This is a genomic window from Buchnera aphidicola str. G002 (Myzus persicae) (genome assembly GCF_000521565.1).
GTDB lineage: Bacteria > Pseudomonadota > Gammaproteobacteria > Enterobacterales > Enterobacteriaceae > Buchnera > Buchnera aphidicola_C.
In genome coordinates this window covers 567,228-594,223 of the sequence record NZ_CP002701.1, presented here as the reverse complement: position 1 = coordinate 594,223, position 26,996 = coordinate 567,228, and the positions used below count along the sequence as shown (strand labels likewise).

Sequence of the window (26,996 nt, the reverse complement as noted above, 5' to 3'; positions counted from 1 at the left end):
AAATTTTATTCAATTATTAAATTCAAAAAAATGATACTTTCAAAAAAAAATAAACCTACTTTTTTATTTTATGATTATGAAACTTTTGGTTTAAATCCTGCATCTGATAAACCTGCTCAATTTGCATGTATTAGAACAGATATTAATTTAAATATAATTGAGCAACCAAAATGTTTTTATTGTTATCCATCTGATGATTATTTACCTGATCCGCATTCTATTTTAATTACTCATATTACTCCTCAATATACACAAAAATATGGAACTAATGAATATAATTTTTCTAAAAAGATACATGATATTTTAACAGTATCTAATACTTGTATCGTGGGTTATAATAATATTAGTTTCGACGATGAAATTACGAGAAATATATTTTATCGAAATTTTTTTGATCCCTATGAATGGAGTTGGAAAAATGGCAATTCTCGTTGGGATTTATTAAACCTAATACGAGCGTGTTATGCTTTAAGACCTAATGGCATCAGATGGCCTAAAAATGAACTAGGATTAACTAGTTTTAAACTCTCTGATTTAACTTCCGCTAATAATCTGAGACATTTAAATGCACATGATGCGATGTCAGATGTATATGCGACTATTGAAATAGCAAAATTGATTAAAAAAACACAACCAAAATTATTTGATTTTTTTTTAAAAAATAGAAAAAAAAATCAATTATATAAATTAATTGATGTAAATACATTTAAATCAATAATTTATGTTTCTGGTTGCTTTGGTAGTATTCGTAAAAATATGAGTTGTATTCTTCCTATAACATGGCATAAAAATAATAGAAATATATTAATTGCTCTTGATTTATTTAAAGACATAGAAAAGTTAATATTATTTTTAAAAAATATCTCATATTCTCAGAATAATATAAAAAATTTATTTGATTTAGGAATAGTATTATTATATTTAAATCGTTGTCCTATTTTAGCTCCTATACAAGCAATTCGTGAAAAAGATCAGAAACGATTAAAATTTGATAGGCAATTACATAATAATAGAATTGAATTTGTTAAAAACAATAGACAATTTATTAAAAATATTCAGATTATTTTTTCTCAAGAAAATTATGATAAAAATTTTTTAGATGTAGACTTGCAACTATATAATTCTTTTTTCAATCTACATGATAAAAAAAATATTAAAAAAATTAGAGATTCTGAACCAATTTTTTTAGAAAAAATTTATTTTGATTTTCAAGATTTTCGTTTGAAGACTCTTTTTTTTCGTTATCGTGCTCGTAATTTTTTTCATACATTGAATCGTAATGAAAAAAAAACATGGTTAAAACATTGCTTGCAAATTTTAGAACCTGATGCTTTACAAAAATATAAAAATAAAATTAGCGATTTATTAAAAGAATATTCTTCTGATTTAGAAAAAGTTTTGTTGTTGAATAATTTATTAGATTATGTTTTTCAAAAATATCAATATTTAGTTCATGAAGAAATTAATTTAAGATAATTTATTTCTTTAAAATTATATTTTTTTAAAAAAAATAACAATTTTTTTAGTTCTATATTATTTTTTGAATATAAAAAAATATTATCTTTTATTTTTTGATCTATATTAAATCGATTAAAATGTTTTTTAACATTTTGTATAATCTTATCTTTAGAGTCCACGAAATAAATAGATTTATATAAAATTTCTTTTATTTCTTTTTTTAATAGCAAAAAGTGAGTACAGCCTAATATGATTGTATCGGGCTGTATTGTAAGATCGATCCATTTTTGAAAAATTTTTTTTAATTCTATTTTTGAAATTATTAAACCTCTTATTTTTTTTTCTGCTATTACAGCTAATTTATTTGTACTTATTATTTGAATGTTTTTGTTAGGATTTTTTTTATTTGTTCTTTTCTTTATATAACTTGAATTAATGGTAGCTTGAGTAGCAATTAAACCAATAATTTTATTTTGGCTTATTTTTTCAGCATGTTTTATGTCTGGAAAGATACCAATAATAGGAAAATTAAATGTTTTTCTCAAAATAGATAATGCTACAGTACTAGCTGTATTGCAAGCTATTATAGTGATACTAATAGGATAGTTTTTTTTTATTGTCTTAATTATTTTTATACTTCTTTGAATAATAAAACATTTTGTTTTATTTCCATAAGGAAAAGCTTCATTATCTAGGATATAAATATACTTTATATTTGGCAATGTTTTTTTTATATCTTCTAATATAGATAAGCCGCCGACGCCAGAATCAAATATAAGCACTGTATTAAATTTTTTTGTCAAGTGAAAAATATGGTATTGAAATAAATATTTTTATATCTTTTAAAAGATTTTTTATCATTTTTTATTTTTTAAATAAAAATAATTTCATATGTTTTTCTAATTTTTTACGATCTTTAACATTTGACATGTTAAGTTTGTTTTCGTTGATTAAAATAGTTTGTTGTACTATCCATTTTTTCCATGCTTTTTTAGAAATTTCATTATATATTTTTTCTCCTATTTTTCCTGGATAACATTGAAAATCTTGACCTTCAGATTTTTCTTTTAAAAATGTACAAAAAATTATACGATTCATTTTTTTTAATACTCCCTTTTAAAAAATATCTTTTTTAAATTTTTCAAGTATCTTTTGTACAGGTTTTGGTAATCCTATATGTTGTGGTTTTTTTAAATTATACCACAGACCTATGTTTTTTTTTTCATAAAGTTCTAAATGAGAAGATAATTGAATTAAAATTGGATTAATGTCTAAAATAAAATGACTAAAATAGTGAATAAATGGTATTATTTTTTTATATTCATTCTTGTAAATATTTTTTTCTTTGAGCCAATTTAAAGCCATTTCTTCAGTATCAAAATTTGGAAAACAAAATAAATTTTTCCAAATTTCTTTTTTTGTATTTTTTTCCATCCAAAAAGTATTATTTAATTTTATTAAAACAAACCAATATTTTTTTTTAGGACGTATTTTTTTTATGTTTTTTAAAGGATAATTTTCCCATTTTTGTTCTATTTTTGCAATACATCTTTTATGTAATGGACAAATATTACATTTAGGTTGTACGGAAGTGCAAATTAACGACCCTATATCCATTATTGCTTGGTTAAATTTTCCAGTATTATGTATCGGTGTGATTAGTTCACTCATATACCATAATTGTTTTTCTATTTTTTTATCTCTTAAGGCTCCTTTAATTCCATAATATCGAATTAAAATTCTTTTTACATTACCATCTAAAATAGGATAAAAAAAATTTAAGGATAAAGATAAAATAGCACCTGCTGTAGATCTTCCTATTCCTGGTAATTTAATTACATCTAAAAAATTATTAGGAAAGATTCCTTGATATTGTATATTAATTATTTGAGCTGATTTATAAATATTTCTAGCTCTATTATAATATCCAAGACCACTCCATAAATATAATATTTTATCTAATTTATTATGATATATAGATTTTATGCTAGGAAAAGTTGATATAAATTTTTCAAAATATGGAATAACAGATTTAACTGTAGTTTGTTGTAACATTATCTCAGATATCCAAACAGTGTATAATGTTTTATTTTTTTGCCACGGTAAATTTTTTCTACCATTTTTGTGGTACCAATTTAGAACTAATTGTGAAAAAAGATATATTGTCATAATAATAAAAACCATTTTTTAAAAAATGATAGATGTGTATTAAAAAATATTAATATTTTAAATTAAAATTAAATCTAAATTTATTCAGTACAAATAAAAATTTAAGTGAATATGAAAAATAACATTCTAATACATCAGTATGATCAAAATGGTACTATTTTACGCCAAATTCGTAGTTTTGTATGCCGAACAAGTCGTGTTACACAATCTCAATTAAATTCAATTCAAAAATATTGGTCTTTAATGGGAATTGATTTTCAACTAAAAGAATTAGATTTTTTATCTACGTTTAATTCTAATTCTCCAGTAGTATTGGAAATTGGTTTTGGTTCAGGAGAATCTTTAGTTAAAAATGCAATTAATTATCCTGATAAAAATTTTCTCGGAATAGAAGTATATAAATCAGGAATAGGATCTTGTTTACATTTTTCTTACATTTCTAAAATTCAAAATTTAAGAATTATTTATCATGATGCAACTGAAGTTTTTCATCATATGATTATGAATAAGACTTTGTTAAAAGTACAGATTTTTTTCCCGGATCCTTGGGAAAAAAAACGCCATCATAAAAGAAGACTTTTACAAAGTAATTTTTTAAAAATTATTTCTACGAAAATAATGATGAATGGAATACTACATATAGTTACTGATTCAAAAGAATATGCTTTTTATATATTACAAGAAATAAAAAATATTAAAAATTATATTAATTTATCAAAAAATAATAATTATATTAAACAACCTATTTCTCGTATTATGACAAAATTTGAACAAAAAGCACTTGTCCAAGGTAAAAAAATTTTTGATTTAGTATTTCAACTGAAAGAATAATAAAATAAATTTATTTTAGAAAAATTTCTAATAATAAGTTTAAAAAATTTTTTCCTTTTTTGGTCGTGTTCCAATAATTGATTTTATTTATTAAAAAACCACTTTGTATTGCTTTTTGAATACTTTTTTCAATAACAATCTCATTTAGATTTGTTTTTTCTCTAAAGTGTTTTTTAAAAACAGGCTTATATAATCTAAAAACATTCATAAAATATTCAAAAATTTTATCTTTTTGAGAAATAACATTTCTAGAACTAAGATAGTTTCCATTTAAAAAGTCATTTATGTTTTTGTTTTTAATAGTTCTAATCATTTTCCCATTTTTTTGAGTAATTTTACCATGTGCACCACAACCTATTCCTATATAATCTCCAAAATTCCAATAATTCAGATTGTGTTGACATTCATAGTTTTTTTTTGAATATGAAGATATTTCATATTTTTTATATCCTGATTTTTTTAATAATTTTTCTCCTTGTATGAGTATTTTAAAAATCATATCATCATTAGGAAGTTTTGGTTTCTGAGCATAAAAAGATGTATTCGGTTCTATAGTAAATTGATACCATGATATATGGGATGGATTATATCTAATAGCATATTGTAAATCTAATAAAGCATCTTCTAAACGTTGATTAGGTAAACCATACATTAAATCTAAATTAAGATTATGAATAATTTTTTTTGTTTCTTTAATGATATTTATTGCTTCTTGAGAATCATATGTTCGTTCTATTTTTTTTAATAAATGTGTATGAAAAGTTTGAATACCCAAAGAAAAACGATTAATACCAGCATTTTTATAATCTACAAACCGTTGAAACTCTAATGTTTTAGGATTAGCTTCTATACTAATTTCAGCTTTATGAGAAACAAATGCTCTTTCTTTAATACCGTAAATTAATTTTTTAATGGATTCTTTATTTAACAAACTAGGTGTACCACCACCTATAAAAATAGTATTAATTTTTCTTTTTTCAATCAGTAATAAGTCTTTTTCTAAATCTTTTAACAAATTGTCAATATATTTTTTTTCAGGAATAATTTCTTTACTTACATACGAATAAAAATCGCAGTATCCACATTTTTTTAAGCACCAAGGAATATGGATATAGATACTAATGGGTGATAATTTAAACATAATAATATTTTTATTTTTTATCTATTAAAAAGAGACTGTCCAATTCTTATCATATTACTATGAGCTAGTAAAGATTCTTTAATATCTAAGCTAGTTCCTAATGACAAAGTATCTATTGAAGCATATTGTTTTTTTAATTTTTCAAATATAATTTTGATTTTTTTATATTGAATTTGATTATCTATTACATTTTTTTTTATTTCAGGCATAGCCATAATTCCTCTTAAATTAAGATTAGGCAATACATTAATTAATTCAGCTAATTTTTGATAATCTTGAATACTAATACCATTTTTATTTTCTTCTTGAGAAATATTAATTTGTATTAATACGTTTATTGGAAGTAAATTTTTTGGTCTATATTGGTTTAATAAAATAGCAATTTTATTTCGATCAATAGTTTGACACCAATCAAAATTTTTAGCAATGATTTTAGTTTTTTTAGATTGTATTTTACCAATAAAATGCCAAACAATATTTTTGTAATTTTTTAATTCTTGTATTTTTACAATACTTTCTTGTATATAATTTTCTCCAAATTCTTTAATTCCAATCGATATTGCTTTTTTAATTATGTTGATATTCTGGTTTTTAGTTGCTGCTATAATAGTTATTTTTTTTGAAGAAAGATTATTTTCTTTAATAATTTTTTCTATTTTTTTTTTACGTTATTAAAATTTAGATGAATATTTTTCATATTTTCTCTTTTTGTAATATAATTATATTTTAGATAGATTTTGATCTAACCAACTTTCTAATATAATTGCTGCAGATAAAGAATGAGTTTCTTTTTTTTGTAATGCTTTAAAACCTCTTTTTTTAAAAATAATTGATTTAGCTTCTACAGTAGTTAAGCGTTCATCATGCATTTTTGTTAAAATATTGAATTTACATTTTAATAAATAAGCAAATTTTTCTGATTGATTTGTTATGTTTTGTTTTGTTCCATCTATATTTAATGGTAGTCCGACAATTATAAATTTAGGTTCCCAATATTCAAAAAGATTTTTAATAATATTCCAATTTGGATATCCATTTTTTGCGTTTAAGACACTTATAGGTCTAGCTTTTTTAGTAATATTTTCTCCAACTGCTACTCCAATTTTTTTTAAACCATAATCGAAACCAATTACTATCATTTTATTCTCTCTATCGTATAGTTTTTTCAATATAATCTAATAACATACCAGTAATAGAAATATTTTTTTCTGATTCAATTTCACAAATACATGTTGGACTTGTCACATTTATTTCTGTTAATTTATCTCCAATTATATCTAATCCTACAAAAATTAAACCTTTTTTTCTTAAAATAGGTGATAAATGATTTGCTATTTTCCAGTCTGTTTTACTAAGTTCTTGTACTTTTCCTTTTCCTCCTGCAGCTAAATTTGCTCTTGTTTCTCCTGGTGATGGAATTCTAGCTAAACACCAAGGGATAGGTTTTCCATTTACAAGTAAAATTCTTTTATCACCTAATTTTATTTCAGGTAAATAAGTTTGAACCATACAATATTTTGTTTCATAATTTGTTATCGTTTCAATAATTACTGAAAAATTAGGATCATTTTTTTTAATATGAAAAACACTGGTTCCTCCCATTCCATCTAATGGTTTTATGATAATATCTTGATTTTTTTGCCAAAATTCACGTATTTTAAAATAACTTCTTGTGACTAGAGTGTCAGCAATTAGTTCAGGAAAACATGATATATACATTTTTTCATTACAATCTCGTAAGCTTTGGGGCTTGTTAATCACTAATACTCCTGTTTCTTCTGCACGTTCTAAAATATATGTTGAATAAACAAATTCAGCATTAAATGGAGGATCTTTTCGCATTAAAATAACATCCAAAGTACTCAAAAGAATATTTTTTTCTTCAATTACTTTATACCATTCTGTTATATTTTTTTTTAATTTAATTAAACGAGTTCTTGCATATGCATGTCCTTTTCTTAAATACAGATCGTTCATTTCTATGTAAAAAATTATATGCTCTCTTTTTTGTGCTTCTAGTAAAATTGCAAAACTTGAATCTTTATTTATATTGATAAATTTAAGCGAATCCATAACTATTCCTATTTTTAAATTTATTTTTTTATGCATATATTTATCCTTATTAATTGAATAATTGTTTATTATAAATAAAAAATTTTTTTAAATTCATTAAATTTCTTAATATAGTTATATATTCAAAGCTAAAATAATATTATTTTAATTATTTTATTATTTTTTAAAATATATTGATAAACTTATTTTTATAAATTGTAATTTGATAAAATTTAATATTTTTTGAATATTTAAATAATTTATTTAAAAAAGAATCAATTTTTTTATTATTAAATAATTAAAAAAATATTTTTTGATTATTATAATTTATCTCGTCGTTTTACAAATAATTGAACAATAAAATGGTTTATTAAAAATTTTATAAATTATGTTATATTTAATCATATTTAGGTCCTGAATAATTATCAAATCTAGACCAGTGTCCATTGAAAGTCAAACAAACTGTGCCAATAGGACCATTTCTTTGTTTTCCTATTATAATTTCTGCTATTCCTTTGAAATCACTATTTTCATGATAAATTTCATCGCGATATATGAACATTATTAAGTCAGCATCTTGTTCCAAAGAACCTGATTCACGTAAATCTGAATTGACAGGTCTTTTATCAGATCTTTGTTCTAAAGAACGGTTCAGTTGTGAGAGTGCAATAACTGGTACTTGCAATTCTTTTGCAAGTGCTTTTAGAGTCCTAGATATTTCTGCAATTTCTAGTGTACGATTTTCAGATAGAGATGGTACTCTCATTAGTTGTAAATAATCTACCATTATTAAAGTTAGCCCGTTATTTTCACGGTAAATACGACGAGCTCTTGAACGAACTTCATTAGGAGTTAATGCTGAAGAGTCATCAATATATATATTCTTTTTTTTAAGTAGTACGTTAATAGTACCAGACATGCGTGACCAATCTTCATCGTTTAGTTGTCCAGTACGAATTCGTGCTTGATTAACTCTAGATAATGATGCTAACATCCGCATCATAATTTGTTCTCCTGGCATTTCTAAACTAAAAATTAATACTGGTTTATCATAAAGCATTGCAGCATTTTCACATAAATTCATTGCAAATGTTGTTTTTCCCATAGATGGTCTTGCGGCAATAATAATTAGTTCAGAACGTTGTAAACCTGACGTTTTTTTATTTAAATCTTGGTATCCTGTATTAATTCCAGTTACTCCATCATGTGGTGATAGAAATAATTTTTCTATACTAGCCACAGTTTCATCAAGTATTTGTTCTACGTTTTTAGGACCTGAGTCTTTTTTAAAACGTTTTTCTGCAATTTTGAATACACTAGATTCTGCATAATCTAGTAGTTCTTCACTTTTTCGTCCTTGCGTGTCATATCCAGCATTAGCTATTTTATTTGCTACTAATATCATTTCTCTGACTATTGCACGTTCTCTTACTATGTCTGCATATGCAGTAATATTTGCTGTGCTAGGAGTGTTTTTTGACAGTTCAGCTAAATAAGAAAATCTACCTACGCTTTCTAACTTACCTTTTTGTTCTAAAGATTCAGATAGGGTTATTAAATCAATAGGATATCCTAAATCAAGAAGTTTTTGCATTTCTTGAAATATTAAACGATGAGGCTTACTAAAAAAATCATCGGCAACAACATGTTCTGAAACTGTATCCCATTGTTCATTATCTAACATCAAACCGCCTAATACAGATTGTTCTGCTTCTAGAGAATGTGGTGGAATCTTTAATCTATTAATTTGATGTAAATATAATTTATTTTTAGCCATATTTATTGCATATACCATTATTTAGTTAATCTCTATGAAATTATATCGTAATATTGCAATAATACACTATCTCCGGACTAATCTATTTAAGTCCTATTTTAATGTTTTTTTTGTTTTTTCTATCTAGAAAATAAAGTTAAAAAATTATCAAAGTTTTTTTAATTAATATATTATATATGTATAAAAAAATTTTTTATTTTCATACATATATTTAATAAGAAATAATTATTTTAAAAAGTCATTATTATATAATTTTTTTTTCATAAATTTATTTCTTGATTGGATTACGATTATTTTTTTTAAATTAAATAAAATTAATGTTCATCATGATATTTTAAATTTAAAACTATTAAATTTTCTAAATTTTTATGATATGTATAAATTTTAAATTAGAATTCAAAAGAATTAAAAAATAATATACCATTTTTTATCCTGGGAATCATACTAAATAAAATTTTTACCATGTATAATTAAAATCTATAAAATGTATTATCTTTTTATTAAATAAAAAAATGGAGTTTTATTATGGCTAGTAGAGGTGTAAATAAAGTTATTCTGATTGGGCATTTAGGTCAAGATCCTGAAGTTCGTTATATGCCTAATGGTAATGCGGTAGTGAATATGACATTAGCAACTTCAGAAAATTGGAAAGATAAAAATACTGGAGAAAATAAAGAAAAAACTGAATGGCATAGAATAGTTTTATTTGGTAAATTAGCTGAAATTGCAGGCGAATATCTTCGAAAAGGTTCTCAAGTATATATTGAAGGATCATTGCAAACTAGAAAATGGCAGGATCAAAATGGTTTAGAACGCTACACTACAGAAATTGTTGTAAATATTGGAGGTACAATGCAAATGCTAGGTAGTCGGAACTCTAATACTAATACTAATACTAATACTAATAAAACATTAACACATGACAATAATATACATTCAGTAAAAATCAAAAAAACAGATAAATCAGATTTTACTAAAAACACAGAACCATATACATCAAACAAAGAATCGGTTGATTCTATTTCAGAATTAGATTTTGATGATGATATTCCTTTTTAATATATAATATTTTAAAAAAATTTCATTAATTGAAAAGCCCCATTTTCGGGGCCGCATGATATATGTTATTATGTAAATATTTCAATTTTTTTCATTATATACAAATATATATAATATATTTTGAGGGATAAATTAATTTTATATTTTATTTGAAATCTTCTTGTATTCTTTTTAAGAAATTAGTAAAATTAATGATTAATTAAATATTTATTTAAAAAATTTTATGATTACTGTTTCTAAAAAAGCACAAAAACATTTTCAATCACTTTTATCAAAAGAACCTAACGGTACTCAAATTCGTGTATTTATTATTAATCCTGGAACAGTTGATGCAGAATGTGGAGTAGCATATTGTCCAGAAGAGGAAGTAGAAGAAGTAGACATCGCATTAAAATATGATAAATTTTTTATTTACGTCAATAAAAATATTATTCCTTATTTGAAAAATTCAGAAATTGATCTTGTAATTGATAATCTTGGTTCCCAACTCACTTTAAAAGCACCATATGCTAAAAACAATTTTTCTAAAAATAATTTTTCTAAAAAGTCATTCTCATTAGAAGAAAAAGTAAATTATTTTTTAAACACAGAAATAAATCCTCAGTTATCTATGCATGGAGGAAAAATTAATTTAATTGGAATCAGTGATAAAGGAGTTGCTACAATACAATTTAGTGGTGGTTGTAATGGATGTTCGATGATTGGTTTAACTTTAAAAGAGACAGTAGAAACAAAATTATTAGCTTCTTTCCCTGAAATAAAAAAAATATACGATGAAACAGATCATTTACATGGAAAACATTCATTTTATTAAATTTAAACATTAAATTTAAATGGGTGTAAGTTCACCACGCAAATTATTTTGCATTTGAAAACAAATTTTTTCTTTTGAAATATTTTGACTTAATAAAAAATGTAACTTTGTTAAAGCAGCTTCTATTGTTAAATCATAACCACTAATAACACCTAATTTTATTAGCGAATTTCCTGTTGCGTATCCGTTCATATTTACTCTTCCGAAAGCACATTGTGTTAAATTAATAATAATGATGTTTTTTTTACAGGCTAAATATAATTCTTTTAAAAAATCTCTATTTTGAGGGGCATTTCCTATGCCATATGTACATAAGATCAATGCTTTTACTGGGTATAATAAAAAATTTCGAATTACTTTTGTAGAAATTCCGGGATAAATAGTAATTATACTAATAGGTTGAGGTGTTATTCGATACACTTTTAACTTTTTATGATCATTATGTAATTTTTCTTTATATAGATAACGAATATTTACCCCTACTTCTAATAATGGATCTAAATTAGGAGAAGAAAAAGCATCAAAACCATCAGCATGTGATTTAGTAGTTCTATTTCCTCTATATAATTTATAATTAAAAAACAAAGTAACTTCATTAATAGGATGATTTGCTGCCATTAAAAGAGAATGTAATAGATTTTGACGACCATCAGAACGAATTTCTGATAAAGGTATTTGTGAACCTGTTATAATCACTGGTTTTTCTAAATTTTCTAATATGAATGATAAAGCCGAGGCTGTATATGCCATTGTATCTGTTCCATGAAGAATAACAAACCCGTCATATTTATAATAATTTTTTTCAATATCATCAGCAATCACTTGCCATTCTGTTGGTGTCATATTAGAAGAATCAATTAATGGTCGATATTCTTCTATTGTAAAATATGGCATTTCTGGACTATGAAATTCAGGCATTTTCATAAGTTTTTTTTGAAGATATCCAGAAACAGGAATATATCCATATTTAGATTTTTTCATACCAATAGTGCCACCAGTATATGCAATATATATAAATTTTTTTTTCATTTCAAAAACTCTTTTTATTATTTATTGAAAATGTTTTGATATGATTTTTAAAATTTCACAAATTGTAAGAAAGAGTTTTATAATAAAAACTACTTTTTTAAAATATAAAAATAAATAATAAGTATTATAGATATAATTTACATTATAAATTTTTATAATTTTACTGTTTTTTTAAAATAAATCAAGATTACTTATAATGAGATCTTATTAAATATATTTTTGAAACTATTTTTTTAATAAAATAAATTATATTTTTGATATAAAATACTTTAAATGAGCGTATATATGTTTAACTTAAATTATAAACAGGAATGTAGTAAAAGAAGAACTTTTGCTATAATTTCTCATCCTGATGCTGGAAAAACTACTATTACTGAAAAAATGTTATTATTTGGAAAGATCATTCGTACTTCTGGCACAATTAAAGGTAGAGGAAATGGAAAATATGCTAAATCAGACTGGATGAGTATTGAAAAGCAACGAGGTATTTCAGTAACTACTTCTGTAATGCAATTTAAATATAAAAATATTTTAATAAATTTATTAGATACTCCTGGACACGAAGATTTTTCAGAAGATACATATCGTATTATGACTGCTGTAGATTGTTGTGTGGTTGTTATTGATGCAGCTAAAGGTATAGAAGAAAGAACAAAAAAATTAATAGATGTCACACGTATTCATAATACTCCAATTATTACTTTTATTAATAAATTAGACCGTGATAGTCGAGAACCAATAGAACTTTTAGATGAAATTGAAAAAGAATTAAATTTAAATTGTATTCCTATTACGTGGCCTATTAGTTGTGGTCAAAATTTCAGAGGGGTTTATCATATTGCTGATAAAATAATTTATTTGTATAAAAACAAGGACCTAAAAAAAAATTTTTTTATAGATTTTCAAAAATATTCTAATTTATCTGATGTTTTTTTAAATAAATATATTGGAATAGATTTATCACAACAAATATATCAAGAATTAGAATTAATTATTAGTATATATCCTAAATTTAATAATCAAAATTTTTTAAAAGGTATGTTAACACCTGTTTTTTTTGGTAGTGCACTTGGAAATTTTGGCATTGATCACTTATTAAGTAGTTTGATTACATGGGCACCACCTCCTCTATACCGCAAAAGTAACAAACGTATAGTTAAGCCTGAAGAAAAAAATTTTACGGGTTTTATATTTAAAATTCAAGCTAATATGGATTTAAAACACCGTGATAGAATAGCTTTCATGAGAATTGTTTCCGGACAATATAAAAAAGGGATGAAATTAAGACATGTACGAACTAAAAAAGACATAACAATTTCTAATGTATTTTCTTTTTTAGCAGGAGATCGATTGTCTATAGAAAACGCTTATCCGGGAGATGTAATAGGATTACATAATCATGGAACCATTAAAATTGGAGATACTTTTACTGAAGGAGAAGAAATTAATTTTGTTGGCATACCTAGTTTTTCTCCAGAGATATTTCGTTGTATTTATTTAAAAAACCCTCTTAAACAAAAACAATTAATAAAAGGTTTGATTCAGCTATCAGAGGAAGGAGCTATTCAAGTTTTTCGCCCGATAACTAATAATAATTTAATTTTAGGAGCTATTGGAATATTACAATTTGATGTTGTGATAGAACGTTTAAGAATTGAGTATAATGTAGATGCTATATATAAAAAAATTAATATTGTTCTTGCACGTTGGATTAGATCTGATAAGCATAGTAGTATTAATAATTTTATAAAACACTATAATTCTTTTTTAGCTTATGATAGTTCAGATAGTTTAATATATTTAGCCCCTAGTCAAGCTAATTTAAAAATAGTTATGAATAAAAATTCTGATATTTTTTTTGATAATATTAGAGAACAGTAATACTTTCAAAATAAAATAGTTATTTTTTAAAAAAATAATTTCTGGATATTTAATAATGAAACGAATTTTTTTAATTGTGTTAGATTCTTTTGGTATAGGTTTTAGTTCTGATGCTCATAAATTTAATGACATTGGTGCAGATACATTTGGACATATAGCTGAAAAGTGTTTTTTAGGTCAAGCTAATATAGGTCGAGAAGGTATTTTAAATATTCCTAATTTAATTAAATTAGGAATAGCAGAAGCATATAAAAAATCTACAGGAAACTATCCTTTAGGACTTGATAAAAGAAAAGATATTATTGCCAGTTATGGTTTTGCTAGTGAAATTTCTTCTGGAAAAGATACTACTTCAGGACATTGGGAAATTTCAGGAGTACCAGTTTTAGATGATTGGTGTTATTTTAAAAAAAAACATAATAGTTTTCCTGATATACTTTTAAAAAAAATTATACAAGAAGCTCAATTAATAGGTTGTATTGGAAATTGCCACGCATCAGGAACTGATATCATAAATTCTTTAGGAGAAGAACATATTAAAACAAGACAACCTATTTTATATACTTCATCTGATTCTGTTTTACAAGTGGCATGTCATGAAGTTTTTTTTGGTTTATCAAATCTTTATCAATTATGTAAAATCATTCGTACTATTTTAGATAAGTATGAATATAAAGTGGCTAGAGTTATTGCAAGACCATTTATTGGAAATGACAAATATAATTTTAAGCGTACTGGTAATAGACGTGATTTTTCAATAAAACCTTTTTCTACAACAGTATTAGAAAAACTAATAAATGAGAAACAAGGACTAGTAATCGCAATTGGCAAAACTTCTGATATCTATGGTGGAATAGGAATAAGTAAAAATATAAAAGCTACTGGTTTAGATGAATTATGTAATTCTACTATTAACGAAATAAAACGTTCTAAAAATAATACTCTTATATTTACTAATTTAGTAGATTTTGATTCAAATTGGGGTCATCGTCGAGATATTTCTGGATACGCTAAAGGTTTAGAGTTTTTTGACGATAAATTATCTAAAATTATTAATTTAGTAAAAAAAACAGATTTATTAATTTTAACAGCAGATCATGGATGTGATCCAACTTGGACAGGAACAGATCATACTCGAGAAAATATTCCTATATTAATTTATTCACCAGGTATTAAAACACATTTTTTGGGTCATCGTAAAACTTTTGCTGATATAGGACAAACTATTGCTAAGTATTTTTTATTATCTAATATGTCATATGGTCAAAACATGCTTTAAATCTTATAAATGCTGTTATATCATGTAAATAAAAAAGGAAAAAATTTGTGCCTACACCTCATATTGATAGTAAAAAAAACGATTTTTCAGATATAGTGCTTATGCCAGGTGATCCTGTGCGAGCAAAATATATTGCTGAAAAATATTTAGATGATTGTATTCAAATTAATAAAACTCGCTTAATGTTAGCTTATACTGGATTTTTTAAAAATAAAAAAATTTCGGTGATGAGTCATGGTATAGGAATACCATCAGCATCTCTTTATGTTAGAGAATTAATTTTAGAATATAATGTAAAAAAAATTATTCGTATAGGAACTTGTGGTACTTTAAGAGATGACATATCACTACGTGATGTAGTTATATGTATGGGTGCATCGACTGATTCTAAATTTAATAGAATAAAATTTAATAATCATGATTTTTCTGCAATCGCTGATTTTGACATGATTTGTCAGGCTGTAGAAGTTATAAAAAAAATGAAGATAAAAGTTTGTGTTGGTAATTTTTTTACAACAGATTCGTTTTATAATGACGATAAAAAAATGTTAGATATTTTAAAAAAATACAATATTTTAGCTATAGACATGGAGACTTCTGGAATATATGGAGTAGCAGCAGAATTAAAAGCAAAAGCTTTATCTATATGTACCGTTTCGGATCATATTTTAAATGGAGAGAGTCTTTCATCAAAAGATAGAGAATTAAGTTTTAATAATATGATTAAAATAGCTTTAGAGTCAGCTTTATTAATAAAATAAGTATTTTTTATAGTAAAAGTAATATAAAAATTTTGGTGAGAAAGGGATTCGAACCCTTGATACGTTGCCGTATACACGCTTTCCAGGCGTGTTCCTTAAGCCTCTCGGACATCTCACCATGTATATTTATGTGTTATACTAAAAAAAATTTTTGCATTTAGTTTAATATTTTAAACTAAAAAAAATAAATACGTCAAGTTTTTTGCTTCATTAAAGTAAATTAAATATTGATAATAAAGTTTTCTATAGATTAAAAAAATATAAAATATATATATTTTAAAGAAGAAAGATAGAAAAAATTATCTAGATTCTGATAGAATGTTTTAAAATTTTTTTAATTAACTTAAAGGATAAAATTTATTAATGAAACAATTATAAAAGAAATTTTTTAAAATATATTTACAGTCTTCATTTAGAATCAATTTATTAATAGAATATAAAAATTAAATATTTTTAATATATGTGAAAACATATATATTATTTCTTTAAAAATTAATTTTATTCTAATTTGAATTTTTATTTATGTCGTGCCAGCAAAATATGCTGAGCACTGGTATTATTAACGAATTATCTTAGTAATAAAAACATGGCAGAAAAACGAAACATCTTTCTAATTGGACCTATGGGTGCTGGAAAAAGTACTATTGGTCGTCAATTATCTCAACAACTTAATATGGAATTTTTTGATTCTGATCAAGAGATTGAAAAGCGTACGGGTGCTGATATAAGTTGGGTTTTTGATGTAGAAGGTGAAAATGGTTTTCGTATTAGAGAACGAAAAATTATTAATGAATTAACTAAAAAACAAGGTATTGTACTTGCGACAGGTGGAGGTTCAGTTAAATTTAAGGAAACTCGCAACTTTCTTTCAGCTCGTGGTATTGTTATTTATTTAGAAACTACTATTGAGAAACAATTATTACGCACTCAAAGAGACAAGAAGAGACCATTATTACAAGTTTCTACTTCCAACCGTATTATATTAGAAAATTTAGCCTATGAAAGAAATCCTTTATACAAAGAAATTGCCGATATAACAGTTCAAACTGATGAACAAAGTGCTAAATCTGTAGCATTTAATATAATTCGTTTATTAGAAAAAATATAATAAACTGCTTCAAACAAACAATTAATGGAGTGTAAAAAATTGTGGAACAGTTAAAAGTTATTCTAGGAAAACGTAGTTATCCTATTAGTATAGGTGCTGGAATTATTCAAGAAGATAATATCTTCTGGCCTTTGAAGCCTGGAAATCAAGCTATGTTAGTCACGAACAAAACATTAGCTAATCTTCTAAAAGATAAAGTTTTTTATCATTTAAGAAAATCTGGAATAAAAATAGATCAAGTGATTCTTTCTGATGGAGAACAGTATAAATCATTAAATGAAATGGAATTAATTATTTCTGCTTTATTAGAAAAAAAGCATTCTCGTGACACAACTTTAATCGCATTAGGTGGAGGAGTAATAGGCGATTTAACTGGATTTGCAGCATCAGTTTATCAAAGAGGTGTGCGTTTTATTCAAATTCCAACTACACTGTTATCTCAAGTTGATGCTTCGATTGGTGGAAAAACATCTGTTAATCATTTACTTGGTAAAAATATGATTGGTTCTTTTTGGCAACCATCTTCTGTTATTATTGATATTGATTGTTTAAAAACACTACCGTATAATGAGTTAGTATCTGGTATGGCAGAAGTAATTAAATACGCGATTATTTTTGATGAAAATTTTTTTTCTTGGTTAGAAGAGAATATTGAAACCGTTTTATCACTTGATTATAAATCAATATCTTATTGTATAAAAAAATGCTGCGAACTAAAAGCTAAATTAATTTCTCTTGATGAAAGAGAAAATAATTTTCGAGCATTGTTAAATTTAGGTCATACTTATGGTCATGCGATTGAAGTTCATGCTGGATATGGTAATTGGTTACATGGAGAAGCTATATCAGTAGGTATGATCATGTCTGCTCGTACTTCAGAATTACTTGGGTATTTGAAAAAATCAGATTTTAAAAGAATACTTATGTTGTTAAAAAGAACAGGTTTGCCAGTAAAAGGACCAAAAAATATGTCGGCAGCTTCATATATTCCCTATATGATGAGAGATAAAAAAGTAATCTCAGGAGAAATTAGATTAGTTTTACCATTATCTATTGGAAAAGCAGAAATTTATAGTAATGTAGATAAAAATATCATTTTAACCGCGATTAAAGATTCTCAATAATCTTTTTATTTTTTCAAATTAATAAAATTTTTATATATATTTTTTTTATAATTATTTTTTTGCTCTTATAGTTTTATTCTTTTCAGAAATTACATATTTTATTTTTTAATTAATATTTTTTATAAAAATAAAACTATAGGAAGTAAAAATAACGATATAAATATTTTAATATTTTTTAAATTTTTAAAAAATAAAATATGTAAACTTGTTTCAAGAAAAAATTTTTTTCAAAATAGATAGAACGATACAATTTAATGTGAGATGTTTATCTTAAAATTTTTTGTAACTGCGTATTAAATTAATTTTTTCTAATGAGAACCATATTTTTTTAATACTTATAGTGATAATGTTTAATTGACTGTAAAAGATTTTTTTCTTTTTATATCTAATAAATTATACTTTTATTTTTTTATTCTACTGCTATTTTATAGCAGTCTAAATAGTTTTCAAAAAAATTGCTTATTTTCTATTTAAATTAAGATTTTATCATAATAAATGATATTGATATAATTTAAAAAAAAGAATTTAAATTATTTTTTTTAAACTATGATATAACTATAATCATTTTAATTTTTTATAAGTATGAAAGACTAGTATCAATTATAGAATTTATTTTAAAAATATCTATTCCTTTTCTGGTATTAAATCCAATATTTCATTAACATATTAGTTGAATCAAAAAGATTTTTTATATATTGTAAAATCTAAACATTCTATGTGTTGTAGTATTTAAAGTTAAAAAAATAATGCAAGATATTATCTTTATATTTAGTAGGGACATTATCTTTTTAGATTCTAGATATAACTAATTTGTAATAAAGAAAGGAAAATTAAGATGAAAAAATTTTTTTTAGCTCCATCAATTTTATCTGCTGATTTTGCGCGTTTAGGAGAAGATACACAAAAAGTAATAGATGCAGGTGGTGATTTAATACATTTTGATGTTATGGATAATCACTATGTACCTAATTTAACAATGGGTCCAATGATTTTAGAATCATTACGTAATTATAATATAATAGCACCGATTGATGTACATTTAATGGTGAAACCAGTAGATAACTTGATTCCTCAGTTTGCTAAAGCTGGAGCTACTTTTATTACTTTTCATCCCGAAGCGACAGAACATATTGAAAGAACACTACAGCTGATTAAAGAATCTGGATGTAAAGCTGGACTTGCACTAAATCCTACTACACCACTTAATTTTCTTGATTATATATTAGAAAAACTAGATTTAATTCTTTTAATGTCAGTAAATCCAGGATTTGGAAATCAGTCTTTTTTACCATCGACGTTTAATAAACTACGTCAAGTAAGAAAAATTATCGATAAGAATTTTTTAGATATTATTCTGCAGGTAGATGGTGGCGTCAAATTAGATAATATTGCTGAAATAGCATTTTCTGGTGCAAATTCTTTTGTTATAGGGTCTGGATTATTTAAATATTCTAATTATGATCTTATAATTAAAAAAATTAGAAAAGAATTGAAGCATGCTCATTCAAGATCTATTCATTAATATTTTTGATACAGGATGTAAAATGATTTTTCATAAACCGATTTTATTCAGTGCCGTACAGCCATCTGGAAAATTAACTATTGGAAATTATATAGGCACTATGCGTCATTGGTCTCAAATGCAAAATGATTATGAATGCTTATATTGTATTGCAGATTTACATTCTCTGACTATACAAAAAAAAAATTTTTCTTTAAAAGAATCAATATTAGATACGTTATCTTTTTATTTAGCTTGTGGAGTAGATCCAAATAAAAGTATTATTTTTGTTCAATCGCATGTTTATCAACATAGTCAATTAAATTGGATTTTAAATTGTTTTAGTCAATTTTCAGAATTACTTCGAATGACCCAATTTAAAATTAAAAGAATAACAGAAAATAATTATATAAAAAAAACAAATGTAGGTTTATTTAATTATCCTATTTTGATGGCGTCAGATATTCTATTATATCAAACTAATTTTGTTCCAGTAGGACAAGATCAAAAACAACATTTAGAATTAACACGGAAAATAGCTCATCGTGTTAATGCGTTATATGGAAAAATATTTACATTACCTACACCTTTAATTAGTCAATATGGTTCAAAGATAATGAGTTTATTAGAACCAAGAAAAAAAATGTCTAAATCTGATATTAATAAAAAAAATGTTATTTTTTTATTAGATGATATATCAGATGTTATTTTAAAAATAAAAAATGCTGTTACCGATTCTGAAAAATTATCTAAAATATATTATGATATAGAAAAAAAACCAGGAATTTCAAATTTATTAGAAATATTTTCTGCTATTACTAATAAAGAAATTAACGTTTTATCAAAAGAATTAGAAGGTGTAATGTATGCTGAATTCAAAAATATGGTTGCAACTCATTTGTCTAATTTTTTATCTAAATTACAAAAATCTTATATTAAATATCGTAGTGATGAATCTTATTTAAAAAAAATAGCTTATGAGGGAGCAATAAAAGCACAATTAAAATCCGAAAAAACGATACAGAACATATATTCTAAATTAGGATTGTTTTCTTTTTTTAAATAAACCAGAAATATTTTTTCTAGTTTATTTTTTAAAAATAAAATTAGATTAATACATTTGGAAAAATATTTTATATAAAATTCTTTCTATATTTTGTATTAATATAAATTAATATAGATAGTAAAAATACTACACCATAAAATATATTGGCACTAAATAAAGTCGTATATAATCCTTTTTTCTCAACAATAGGACTAGTTACAATAAATGTAAGTAAAGTTCCTATAGTTCCAAACAATAAAATTAAATTAATTAATTTTGGTGAAGGATTTTTTGTTTGTAATGAGGCTAATGTTATAATTATAGTATAGATAGCACTAGAAAAAAAACCTAGACTAACAATAATACATTGTAAAAATATATAATTTTGGATGTGTATAAAAAAATACATAAGAATAGAAGAAATACCTGTTAGAAATATAAATATACGGTGTAAGCTAAAAAATTTAATGATAAAACTAAAAAACCACATACCGATCATATAAGACATCCAAAAACTACTAACTAAATTGCCAGTTTTTTTAATATCAATATTGATAATTTCAGTAGCGTATTGTGGTACCCAAGAAATAAAACCTAATTGTCCTAATATATAAAGTAATGCTGAAATTGATAATAATATTATATTAAGATTCCAATTTTCTTTTACTTTTTCATGCTGATGAGTATTATTTTTTAATTTTGGAAAATGAAAGATTATTGATAAAATAAGAATTAATAAATATATTCCTCCTATAGAGATATAGGTCCAATACCAAATAATTTTTTTTTCTAAAAAATAGGCGCTAACAATAGGAAAAATCATACCAGACATACTAAAAAAGGAATCAGTTAATAATAATTTAGAGCCTCTTTTTGATCCTGAATATAGATAAGTGATCAGAAATGTGCCAATTGACATAGTAATTCCACTTACTAAACCAAGTATAAACATATTAATTGAAAATATAAAAACACTATGACTATAAACAATTCCTACTATAGCTATAACTGTTAAAAAAAAACCAAATATTAATTGTTTTTTTAATGATATAGTTTCTATTAACCAAGAATTTAATAAAATTGCTATTAATATTCCTGCATTTAAAAAAGTAAATATATTGCTCATTTTAGATACGGATAAATGAAAATAATCAGCAATATTTCCCATAATAATTCCTGTAACTACAACTAATCCACCTGTAAATGCATATGAAAAAAAACTAATCCATGTGAGACCTATTTTATTTATATTAGTCATTTTTATTACCTTTTTTATAGATTTTAAAATTTATAAAATATAATGTAACATTTAATTATATTTTCATAAATTTAAATATATCACCTGATATTTTACAAAATATTTTTTAGAAAATTATAAATAAAATAAGTTTAATTTTTTTTCAATATAATGTATATTTTACTTTAAAAACTTAAAATTCTTTTTTAATTTTTAATATCAAATTAAAGAATTATAGTCATGAAAATAAAACTTTACACTTTTTAAGTAATATTTAAAAATGTTTATCAAAATATTATTATAAGAGTTTTTTATCATAACAAATACTTTTTAGGAAATTTAATGATATCAAAAAAAGTATTAATGACACGAAATAGTTTTGACGAATTAATTTTGCCTGTTTATAGTCCTCTTCCCTTTGTTCCTGTACGGGGAAAAGGGAGTCGTCTTTGGGATCAGACCGGAAAAGAATATATTGATTTTTCTGGAGGTATTGCAGTTACATCTCTAGGTCACTGTCATCCTGTACTCAATAAAACTTTAAAAAAACAAAGTAAAAAGTTATGGCATTTAAGTAATGTTTTTACTAATGAACCAGCTCTTAGATTAGCTAAAAAATTAATTTCTTCTAGCTTTGCAACACGAGTTTTTTTTGCTAATTCTGGTGCAGAAGCCAATGAAGCCGCTTTTAAACTAGCACGTTATTATGCATCTCAAACACATCACGCAAAAAAAAATAAAATTATTTCTTTCTATAATTCCTTTCACGGACGTACGTTTTTTACTGTTTCTGTTGGTGGTCAAGAAAAATATTCTAATAATTTTGGTCCAAAACCTTTAGGAATAACACATGCTTTATTTAATGATATTGATACTGTTAAGAATATAATTGATAACGATACTTGTGCAATAGTCGTAGAATTAATACAAGGAGAAGGAGGTGTCATACCTGCCACAATTTCATTTATAGAAGAATTACGTGAATTATGTAATAAGTACGATGCACTGTTAATTTTTGATGAAATACAAACTGGAGTTGGTAGAACTGGAAAGTTATTTTCTTATCAACATTACAATATTATTCCAGATATTCTAACTCTTGCAAAATCTTTAGGTGGAGGTTTTCCAATAAGTGCAATGTTAACTACAAATAAAATTGTATCTATTATAAAGCCAGGTATTCATGGTACTACATATGGAGGAAATCCTTTAGCTTGTTCTGTAGCAGAATCTGTTATTAATATTATTGATACGAAAAAAGTTTTATCTGGAGTTGAAAAGAAATTTAAAGAAATCGTTTATGAACTAAATATTATTAATAAACGTTTTCAATTATTTGAAGAGATACGAGGTCGTGGTTTGTTAATAGGTATTGTATTAAAATCACATTGTTCTAATAAAATACATAAAATATTAAATTCTGCTTTATTAGAAGGTGTAATTTTTCTTACAGCTGGTCATAATGTTATTCGTCTAGCACCGTCATTAATTATTAATAAGATTGATATTGTTGAAGGTATGCAACGTTTTTATCATGCTTTAGAAAAATGTTATGTGTAAATAATGAAATAGTATTTTTCAATACTATTTCATTATATTTTAGATATATTTATAGATATCAATATCTATCATAAAATTTTTTTATAAAAATATCAATGTTAATTAGTTAGCATACTAAAAAAAATTTTATTAGCTTTTGATCGAATTCATTTTGAAAAAATTATACTTTTTAATGAAAGATATAATATTTTATAGAAGTTTTCTTGGAGCAACAAATGATTTTTTTACTTCTTAAAAGAATAATATTACTATGTATAATATTATATATTCCAAAATCGTTTTCTCAAGAAACATCTTTGAATAATATTCACATTCAATCTTCTTTGAAAACGAATAATATATTTAAAAATAATAATGAAAAATTAAGTTATTCTTTAGGTGTTTCATTAGGAGATTATGTGAATCAATCTTTTGAAACACAAAAAAAAATAGGCATAAAATTAGATAAAGAAAATCTGTTAAAGGGAGTGCAAGATGCAATTTCTGGTAATTTAAAATTATCACATCAAGAAATTTCAGTGATTTTAAAAGAATTAGAAGAAAAATTAAAAAATGCTAATAAAATTCAATTTGCAAAAAGTGCAAAAGAAAATTTTATGAAAGGAGAAGTATATATGAAAAATTTTTCTAAAATTAAGGGAGTAAAAAAAACATCTAGTGGTCTTTTATATCTTGTAGAAAAAGAAGGAGAAGGTGAAATTTTAACTAATGATACAAAAATTACTGTTCATTATATTGGAAAATTAATTGACGGGATAGAATTTGATAATTCTTATAAAAGAGGAAAACCTGTATCATTAGTATTGAAAGATGTCATATTAGGTTGGCAAGAAGGATTAAAATATATTAAAAAAGGAGGTAAAGTGAAATTAGTTATTCCTCCTCATTTAGGTTATGGAGAAAGAGGTGTTAATGGGATTCCGAGTAACTCGACTTTAATTTTTGATATAGAATTATTAGATGTTATAAACATAGAATAGTATATTTATTAGTAAAAATTAATTTTATAAATATCATTAAAAATTATTTTAAACGTTCTTCTTAGTATAAAAATTTAAATATGAATTACACAATATTAGTTACAGGTGCAGCTTATGGAACGCAAAACGCAAGTACTGCTTTTCTTTTTTGTCAATCTTTAGTCAAAACAAAACATACATTATATAGTGTTTTTTTTTATTGCGACGGTGTTCTTAATGCTAATAACATGACTCAACCAGCAAGTGATGAGTTTAATTTAATTGAAGCATGGCAAAAATTAAATAGACAACATCAAGTAAAATTATATGTATGCAATAGTGCAGCTCTTAGAAGAGGTATTATAGAAGACGAAAAAAAAATGAATTTAAATGTTCAAAAAGGTAATTTAGCCTTTTGTTTTGAATTAAGTGGATTGATAGAATTAGCTCATTCTATAAAAATATGTGATCGTATAATACAATTTTAATTAGGTACACTTCTTATAATGGAAAAAATTGCTTTTGTTTTTTCTCGTTCCCCCCATGGAACAAGTTTTGGTAGAGAAGGACTTGATGCCGTTTTTGGTATTTCTGCAATTCTAAATAACATTAGTTTATTTTTTATTGGTGATGGTGTTTTACAGTTAATGAAAAGTTATCATTCAGATAATATTTTAGCACGTAATTATACATCTTCTTTTTCTATATTATCTTTTTATGATATTAAAAATTTTTATTGTTGTGAAGCATCATTAATAAAAAGAGGATTTAATTGCAATGAAAATTTTATATTAAAAATAGATATATTAAATTCATATTTTTTACGTTTAAAATTAGATAGTCATGATGCAATTATTAATTTTTAAGGTGTATAAAAACATGTTACATACTTTAATGAAATCTCCTTTTGAAATAAATATTGATCTTGTTATAAGTATGTTAAGAACATCAGATGATTTTTTGGCGCTTCAAGACGGTGTGCTTATTGGATTAAAAGATAATATTTTTTTAAAAAATATAGTTATGTCTTCAGCTAAGTTGTATATTATAAAAGAAGATGTTTATGCTCGCGGAATTCATAAAAACATTTCAAGTAAGTTTATCTTAATAAGTTATATTCATTTCGTTTCATTGACATTAAAACATCAAAAACAGATGGCTTGGTAAAAAATACTAGGTTATGGTTAAAAATTACATCCAATCTTAAAAAATCTGCATAAATAGTAAAACTTTTTCTTTTATATTATGTCGATAATTTTCCATAAAATCAATTATAAAATAGGAGTTTTTATGGCCACAGTCAATCAATTGGTCCGTAAACCTCGTTTACGTAAAGTTATTAAAAGTAATGTTCCCGCATTAAATGGAAGTCCTCAAAAAAGAGGTGTTTGTATTAGAGTTTATACTACTACACCTAAGAAACCTAATTCGGCATTACGTAAAGTGTGTCGTGTAAGATTAACAAATGGTTTTGAAGTAACAGCCTATATTGGTGGCGAAGGTCATAATTTACAGGAACATTCTGTAATTTTGATACGAGGAGGTCGTGTGAAAGATTTACCTGGAGTAAGATATCATATTGTAAGAGGTGCATTAGATTGTGCAGGTGTTAAAGAGCGCAAGAAAGGTCGTTCTAAATACGGAGTTAAAAAACCTAAAATATAAAATATTATTATTTTTATAATAACTCGTATAGTTATTTATATAATTATTTTAAAGGAGTCTTTATGCCACGTCGTCGTATTATTAGCACTCGTAAAATTCTACCAGATCCAAAGTTTTCTTCAGAACTACTAGCTAAGTTTATTAATATTCTTATGATAGATGGTAAAAAATCGATTGCTGAAGTAATTGTTTATACTGCCTTAAAAAACTTATCTAAACGTACAGACAAAAAAGAATTAGAAGCATTTGAAATAGCTTTAGAGCATGTGCGCCCAACTGTAGAAGTAAAATCTCGTCGTGTTGGTGGATCAACATACCAAGTACCAGTTGAAGTACGTCCAGTACGTCGAAATGCATTAGCCATGCGTTGGATTGTAGAATCAGCACGAAAACGTGCAGATAAATCTATGTCTTTACGTTTATCAAATGAACTTTATGATGCTATAGAAAATAAAGGCACAGCAGTAAAAAAAAGAGAAGAAGTCCATAGAATGGCAGAAGCAAACAAAGCATTTGCTCATTATCGTTGGTAAAATTATGATAATT

General features: G+C 24.4%; 28 protein-coding genes and 1 tRNA gene. 18 read left to right on the top strand and 11 right to left on the bottom strand.

The features are described 5' to 3' along the window. Window positions 1-30 precede the first annotated feature (30 nt). On the top strand, window positions 31-1,476 hold the full coding sequence (gene sbcB / locus BUMPG002_RS02830; protein ID WP_025384599.1) for an exodeoxyribonuclease I: 1,446 nt from the start codon (window positions 31-33) through the stop codon (window positions 1,474-1,476). Here the strand turns inward: sbcB and murI are convergent. The 3 genes from murI to mutY form a co-directional block, all read right to left on the bottom strand. Beyond that, window positions 1,452-2,240: a glutamate racemase gene (gene murI, locus BUMPG002_RS02825; protein WP_025369173.1), complete on the bottom strand. Its 789-nt coding sequence runs from the start codon at window positions 2,238-2,240 to the stop codon at window positions 1,452-1,454. The genes sbcB and murI overlap by 25 nt on opposite strands. 82 nt (window positions 2,241-2,322) lie before the next feature. After that, window positions 2,323-2,556 carry an oxidative damage protection protein gene (locus BUMPG002_RS02820; protein WP_025369172.1) on the bottom strand — a complete coding sequence of 78 codons (234 nt, stop codon included), beginning with the start codon at window positions 2,554-2,556 and terminating at the stop codon, window positions 2,323-2,325. A gap of 18 nt (window positions 2,557-2,574) precedes the next feature. Beyond that, window positions 2,575-3,627, bottom strand: a complete 1,053-nt coding sequence (mutY, locus tag BUMPG002_RS02815; protein WP_025369171.1) for an A/G-specific adenine glycosylase — start codon at window positions 3,625-3,627, stop codon at window positions 2,575-2,577. Between the two features lie 111 nt (window positions 3,628-3,738). Between mutY and trmB the strand changes: the two genes are divergently transcribed. Next, window positions 3,739-4,458 carry a tRNA (guanosine(46)-N7)-methyltransferase TrmB gene (gene trmB / locus BUMPG002_RS02810; protein WP_025369170.1) on the top strand — a complete coding sequence of 240 codons (720 nt, stop codon included), beginning with the start codon at window positions 3,739-3,741 and terminating at the stop codon, window positions 4,456-4,458. A gap of 10 nt (window positions 4,459-4,468) precedes the next feature. Here trmB and hemW read toward each other — a convergent pair whose 3' ends face one another. From hemW to dnaB, 5 genes are all read right to left on the bottom strand, one after another. Continuing rightward, the gene (gene hemW, locus BUMPG002_RS02805; RefSeq protein WP_025369169.1) at window positions 4,469-5,599 is read right to left on the bottom strand and encodes a radical SAM family heme chaperone HemW; all 1,131 of its coding nucleotides are present in this window, start codon (window positions 5,597-5,599) and stop codon (window positions 4,469-4,471) included. Window positions 5,600-5,616: 17 nt separating this feature from the next. Continuing rightward, a complete protein-coding gene (locus tag BUMPG002_RS02800; protein ID WP_235065621.1) occupies window positions 5,617-6,204 on the bottom strand; it encodes a YggS family pyridoxal phosphate-dependent enzyme in 588 nt (195 codons plus the stop codon). A gap of 114 nt (window positions 6,205-6,318) precedes the next feature. Continuing rightward, window positions 6,319-6,738: a Holliday junction resolvase RuvX gene (gene ruvX / locus BUMPG002_RS02795; protein ID WP_025369167.1), complete on the bottom strand. Its 420-nt coding sequence runs from the start codon at window positions 6,736-6,738 to the stop codon at window positions 6,319-6,321. 10 nt (window positions 6,739-6,748) lie between these two features. Further along, the gene (gene gshB, locus BUMPG002_RS02790; protein ID WP_025404231.1) at window positions 6,749-7,708 is read right to left on the bottom strand and encodes a glutathione synthase; all 960 of its coding nucleotides are present in this window, start codon (window positions 7,706-7,708) and stop codon (window positions 6,749-6,751) included. Between the two features lie 340 nt (window positions 7,709-8,048). Further along, window positions 8,049-9,446, bottom strand: coding sequence for a replicative DNA helicase (gene dnaB / locus BUMPG002_RS02785; protein WP_025369165.1), 1,398 nt, complete (start codon window positions 9,444-9,446; stop codon window positions 8,049-8,051). Window positions 9,447-9,953: 507 nt separating this feature from the next. On the opposite strand from dnaB, the gene BUMPG002_RS02780 reads away from it, so the two are divergent. Both BUMPG002_RS02780 and BUMPG002_RS02775 read left to right on the top strand, forming a co-directional pair. Continuing rightward, a complete protein-coding gene (locus BUMPG002_RS02780) occupies window positions 9,954-10,487 on the top strand; it encodes a single-stranded DNA-binding protein (protein WP_025369164.1) in 534 nt (177 codons plus the stop codon). A 223-nt stretch (window positions 10,488-10,710) separates the two neighbouring features. Further along, window positions 10,711-11,301: an NfuA family Fe-S biogenesis protein gene (locus tag BUMPG002_RS02775; protein ID WP_025369163.1), complete on the top strand. Its 591-nt coding sequence runs from the start codon at window positions 10,711-10,713 to the stop codon at window positions 11,299-11,301. 15 nt (window positions 11,302-11,316) lie between these two features. Here BUMPG002_RS02775 and ansA read toward each other — a convergent pair whose 3' ends face one another. Continuing rightward, window positions 11,317-12,330, bottom strand: a complete 1,014-nt coding sequence (gene ansA / locus BUMPG002_RS02770) for an asparaginase (protein ID WP_025369162.1) — start codon at window positions 12,328-12,330, stop codon at window positions 11,317-11,319. Between the two features lie 285 nt (window positions 12,331-12,615). Between ansA and BUMPG002_RS02765 the strand changes: the two genes are divergently transcribed. The 3 genes from BUMPG002_RS02765 to deoD are packed head-to-tail and all read left to right on the top strand — an operon-like array spanning window position 12,616 to window position 16,251. Next, a complete protein-coding gene (locus BUMPG002_RS02765; RefSeq protein ID WP_025369161.1) occupies window positions 12,616-14,211 on the top strand; it encodes a peptide chain release factor 3 in 1,596 nt (531 codons plus the stop codon). A 55-nt stretch (window positions 14,212-14,266) separates the two neighbouring features. Beyond that, entirely contained in the window at window positions 14,267-15,490 is a 1,224-nt protein-coding gene (locus BUMPG002_RS02760; protein WP_025369160.1) for a phosphopentomutase, read from the top strand. Window positions 15,491-15,537: 47 nt separating this feature from the next. Next, window positions 15,538-16,251, top strand: a complete 714-nt coding sequence (deoD, locus tag BUMPG002_RS02755; RefSeq protein ID WP_025369159.1) for a purine-nucleoside phosphorylase — start codon at window positions 15,538-15,540, stop codon at window positions 16,249-16,251. Between the two features lie 33 nt (window positions 16,252-16,284). Here deoD and BUMPG002_RS02750 read toward each other — a convergent pair. Beyond that, a tRNA-Ser gene (locus BUMPG002_RS02750) sits at window positions 16,285-16,369 on the bottom strand. Between the two features lie 468 nt (window positions 16,370-16,837). Between BUMPG002_RS02750 and aroK the strand changes: the two genes are divergently transcribed. The 4 genes from aroK to trpS all read left to right on the top strand — a co-directional run bounded on the left by aroK (window position 16,838) and on the right by trpS (window position 21,050). Then, on the top strand, window positions 16,838-17,359 hold the full coding sequence (gene aroK, locus BUMPG002_RS02745; RefSeq protein ID WP_025369158.1) for a shikimate kinase AroK: 522 nt from the start codon (window positions 16,838-16,840) through the stop codon (window positions 17,357-17,359). A gap of 41 nt (window positions 17,360-17,400) precedes the next feature. After that, the gene (gene aroB / locus BUMPG002_RS02740; RefSeq protein ID WP_025369157.1) at window positions 17,401-18,483 is read left to right on the top strand and encodes a 3-dehydroquinate synthase; all 1,083 of its coding nucleotides are present in this window, start codon (window positions 17,401-17,403) and stop codon (window positions 18,481-18,483) included. An 835-nt stretch (window positions 18,484-19,318) separates the two neighbouring features. Then, window positions 19,319-20,005: a ribulose-phosphate 3-epimerase gene (rpe, locus tag BUMPG002_RS02735; protein WP_025369156.1), complete on the top strand. Its 687-nt coding sequence runs from the start codon at window positions 19,319-19,321 to the stop codon at window positions 20,003-20,005. A gap of 22 nt (window positions 20,006-20,027) precedes the next feature. Continuing rightward, window positions 20,028-21,050: a tryptophan--tRNA ligase gene (gene trpS / locus BUMPG002_RS02730; protein WP_025369155.1), complete on the top strand. Its 1,023-nt coding sequence runs from the start codon at window positions 20,028-20,030 to the stop codon at window positions 21,048-21,050. A 67-nt stretch (window positions 21,051-21,117) separates the two neighbouring features. On the opposite strand, the gene tsgA is transcribed toward trpS, so the two are convergent. Continuing rightward, window positions 21,118-22,287, bottom strand: a complete 1,170-nt coding sequence (tsgA, locus tag BUMPG002_RS02725; RefSeq protein WP_025404230.1) for an MFS transporter TsgA — start codon at window positions 22,285-22,287, stop codon at window positions 21,118-21,120. A 321-nt stretch (window positions 22,288-22,608) separates the two neighbouring features. On the opposite strand from tsgA, the gene BUMPG002_RS02720 reads away from it, so the two are divergent. The 7 genes from BUMPG002_RS02720 (at window position 22,609) to rpsG (ending at window position 26,983) form a co-directional block, all read left to right on the top strand. Further along, on the top strand, window positions 22,609-23,826 hold the full coding sequence (locus tag BUMPG002_RS02720; RefSeq protein WP_025369153.1) for an aspartate aminotransferase family protein: 1,218 nt from the start codon (window positions 22,609-22,611) through the stop codon (window positions 23,824-23,826). Window positions 23,827-24,041: 215 nt separating this feature from the next. Continuing rightward, the gene (fkpA, locus tag BUMPG002_RS02715) at window positions 24,042-24,806 is read left to right on the top strand and encodes an FKBP-type peptidyl-prolyl cis-trans isomerase (protein WP_025369152.1); all 765 of its coding nucleotides are present in this window, start codon (window positions 24,042-24,044) and stop codon (window positions 24,804-24,806) included. Between the two features lie 80 nt (window positions 24,807-24,886). Further along, window positions 24,887-25,273 carry a sulfurtransferase complex subunit TusD gene (gene tusD, locus BUMPG002_RS02710; RefSeq protein WP_025369151.1) on the top strand — a complete coding sequence of 129 codons (387 nt, stop codon included), beginning with the start codon at window positions 24,887-24,889 and terminating at the stop codon, window positions 25,271-25,273. An 18-nt stretch (window positions 25,274-25,291) separates the two neighbouring features. Continuing rightward, on the top strand, window positions 25,292-25,651 hold the full coding sequence (gene tusC / locus BUMPG002_RS02705; protein WP_025369150.1) for a sulfurtransferase complex subunit TusC: 360 nt from the start codon (window positions 25,292-25,294) through the stop codon (window positions 25,649-25,651). A 13-nt stretch (window positions 25,652-25,664) separates the two neighbouring features. Then, entirely contained in the window at window positions 25,665-25,952 is a 288-nt protein-coding gene (gene tusB / locus BUMPG002_RS02700) for a sulfurtransferase complex subunit TusB (protein WP_025369149.1), read from the top strand. A 123-nt stretch (window positions 25,953-26,075) separates the two neighbouring features. Beyond that, window positions 26,076-26,450 carry a 30S ribosomal protein S12 gene (gene rpsL, locus BUMPG002_RS02695; RefSeq protein WP_025369148.1) on the top strand — a complete coding sequence of 125 codons (375 nt, stop codon included), beginning with the start codon at window positions 26,076-26,078 and terminating at the stop codon, window positions 26,448-26,450. 62 nt (window positions 26,451-26,512) lie between these two features. Then, entirely contained in the window at window positions 26,513-26,983 is a 471-nt protein-coding gene (gene rpsG / locus BUMPG002_RS02690; protein WP_025369147.1) for a 30S ribosomal protein S7, read from the top strand. Window positions 26,984-26,996: the final 13 nt, after the last annotated feature.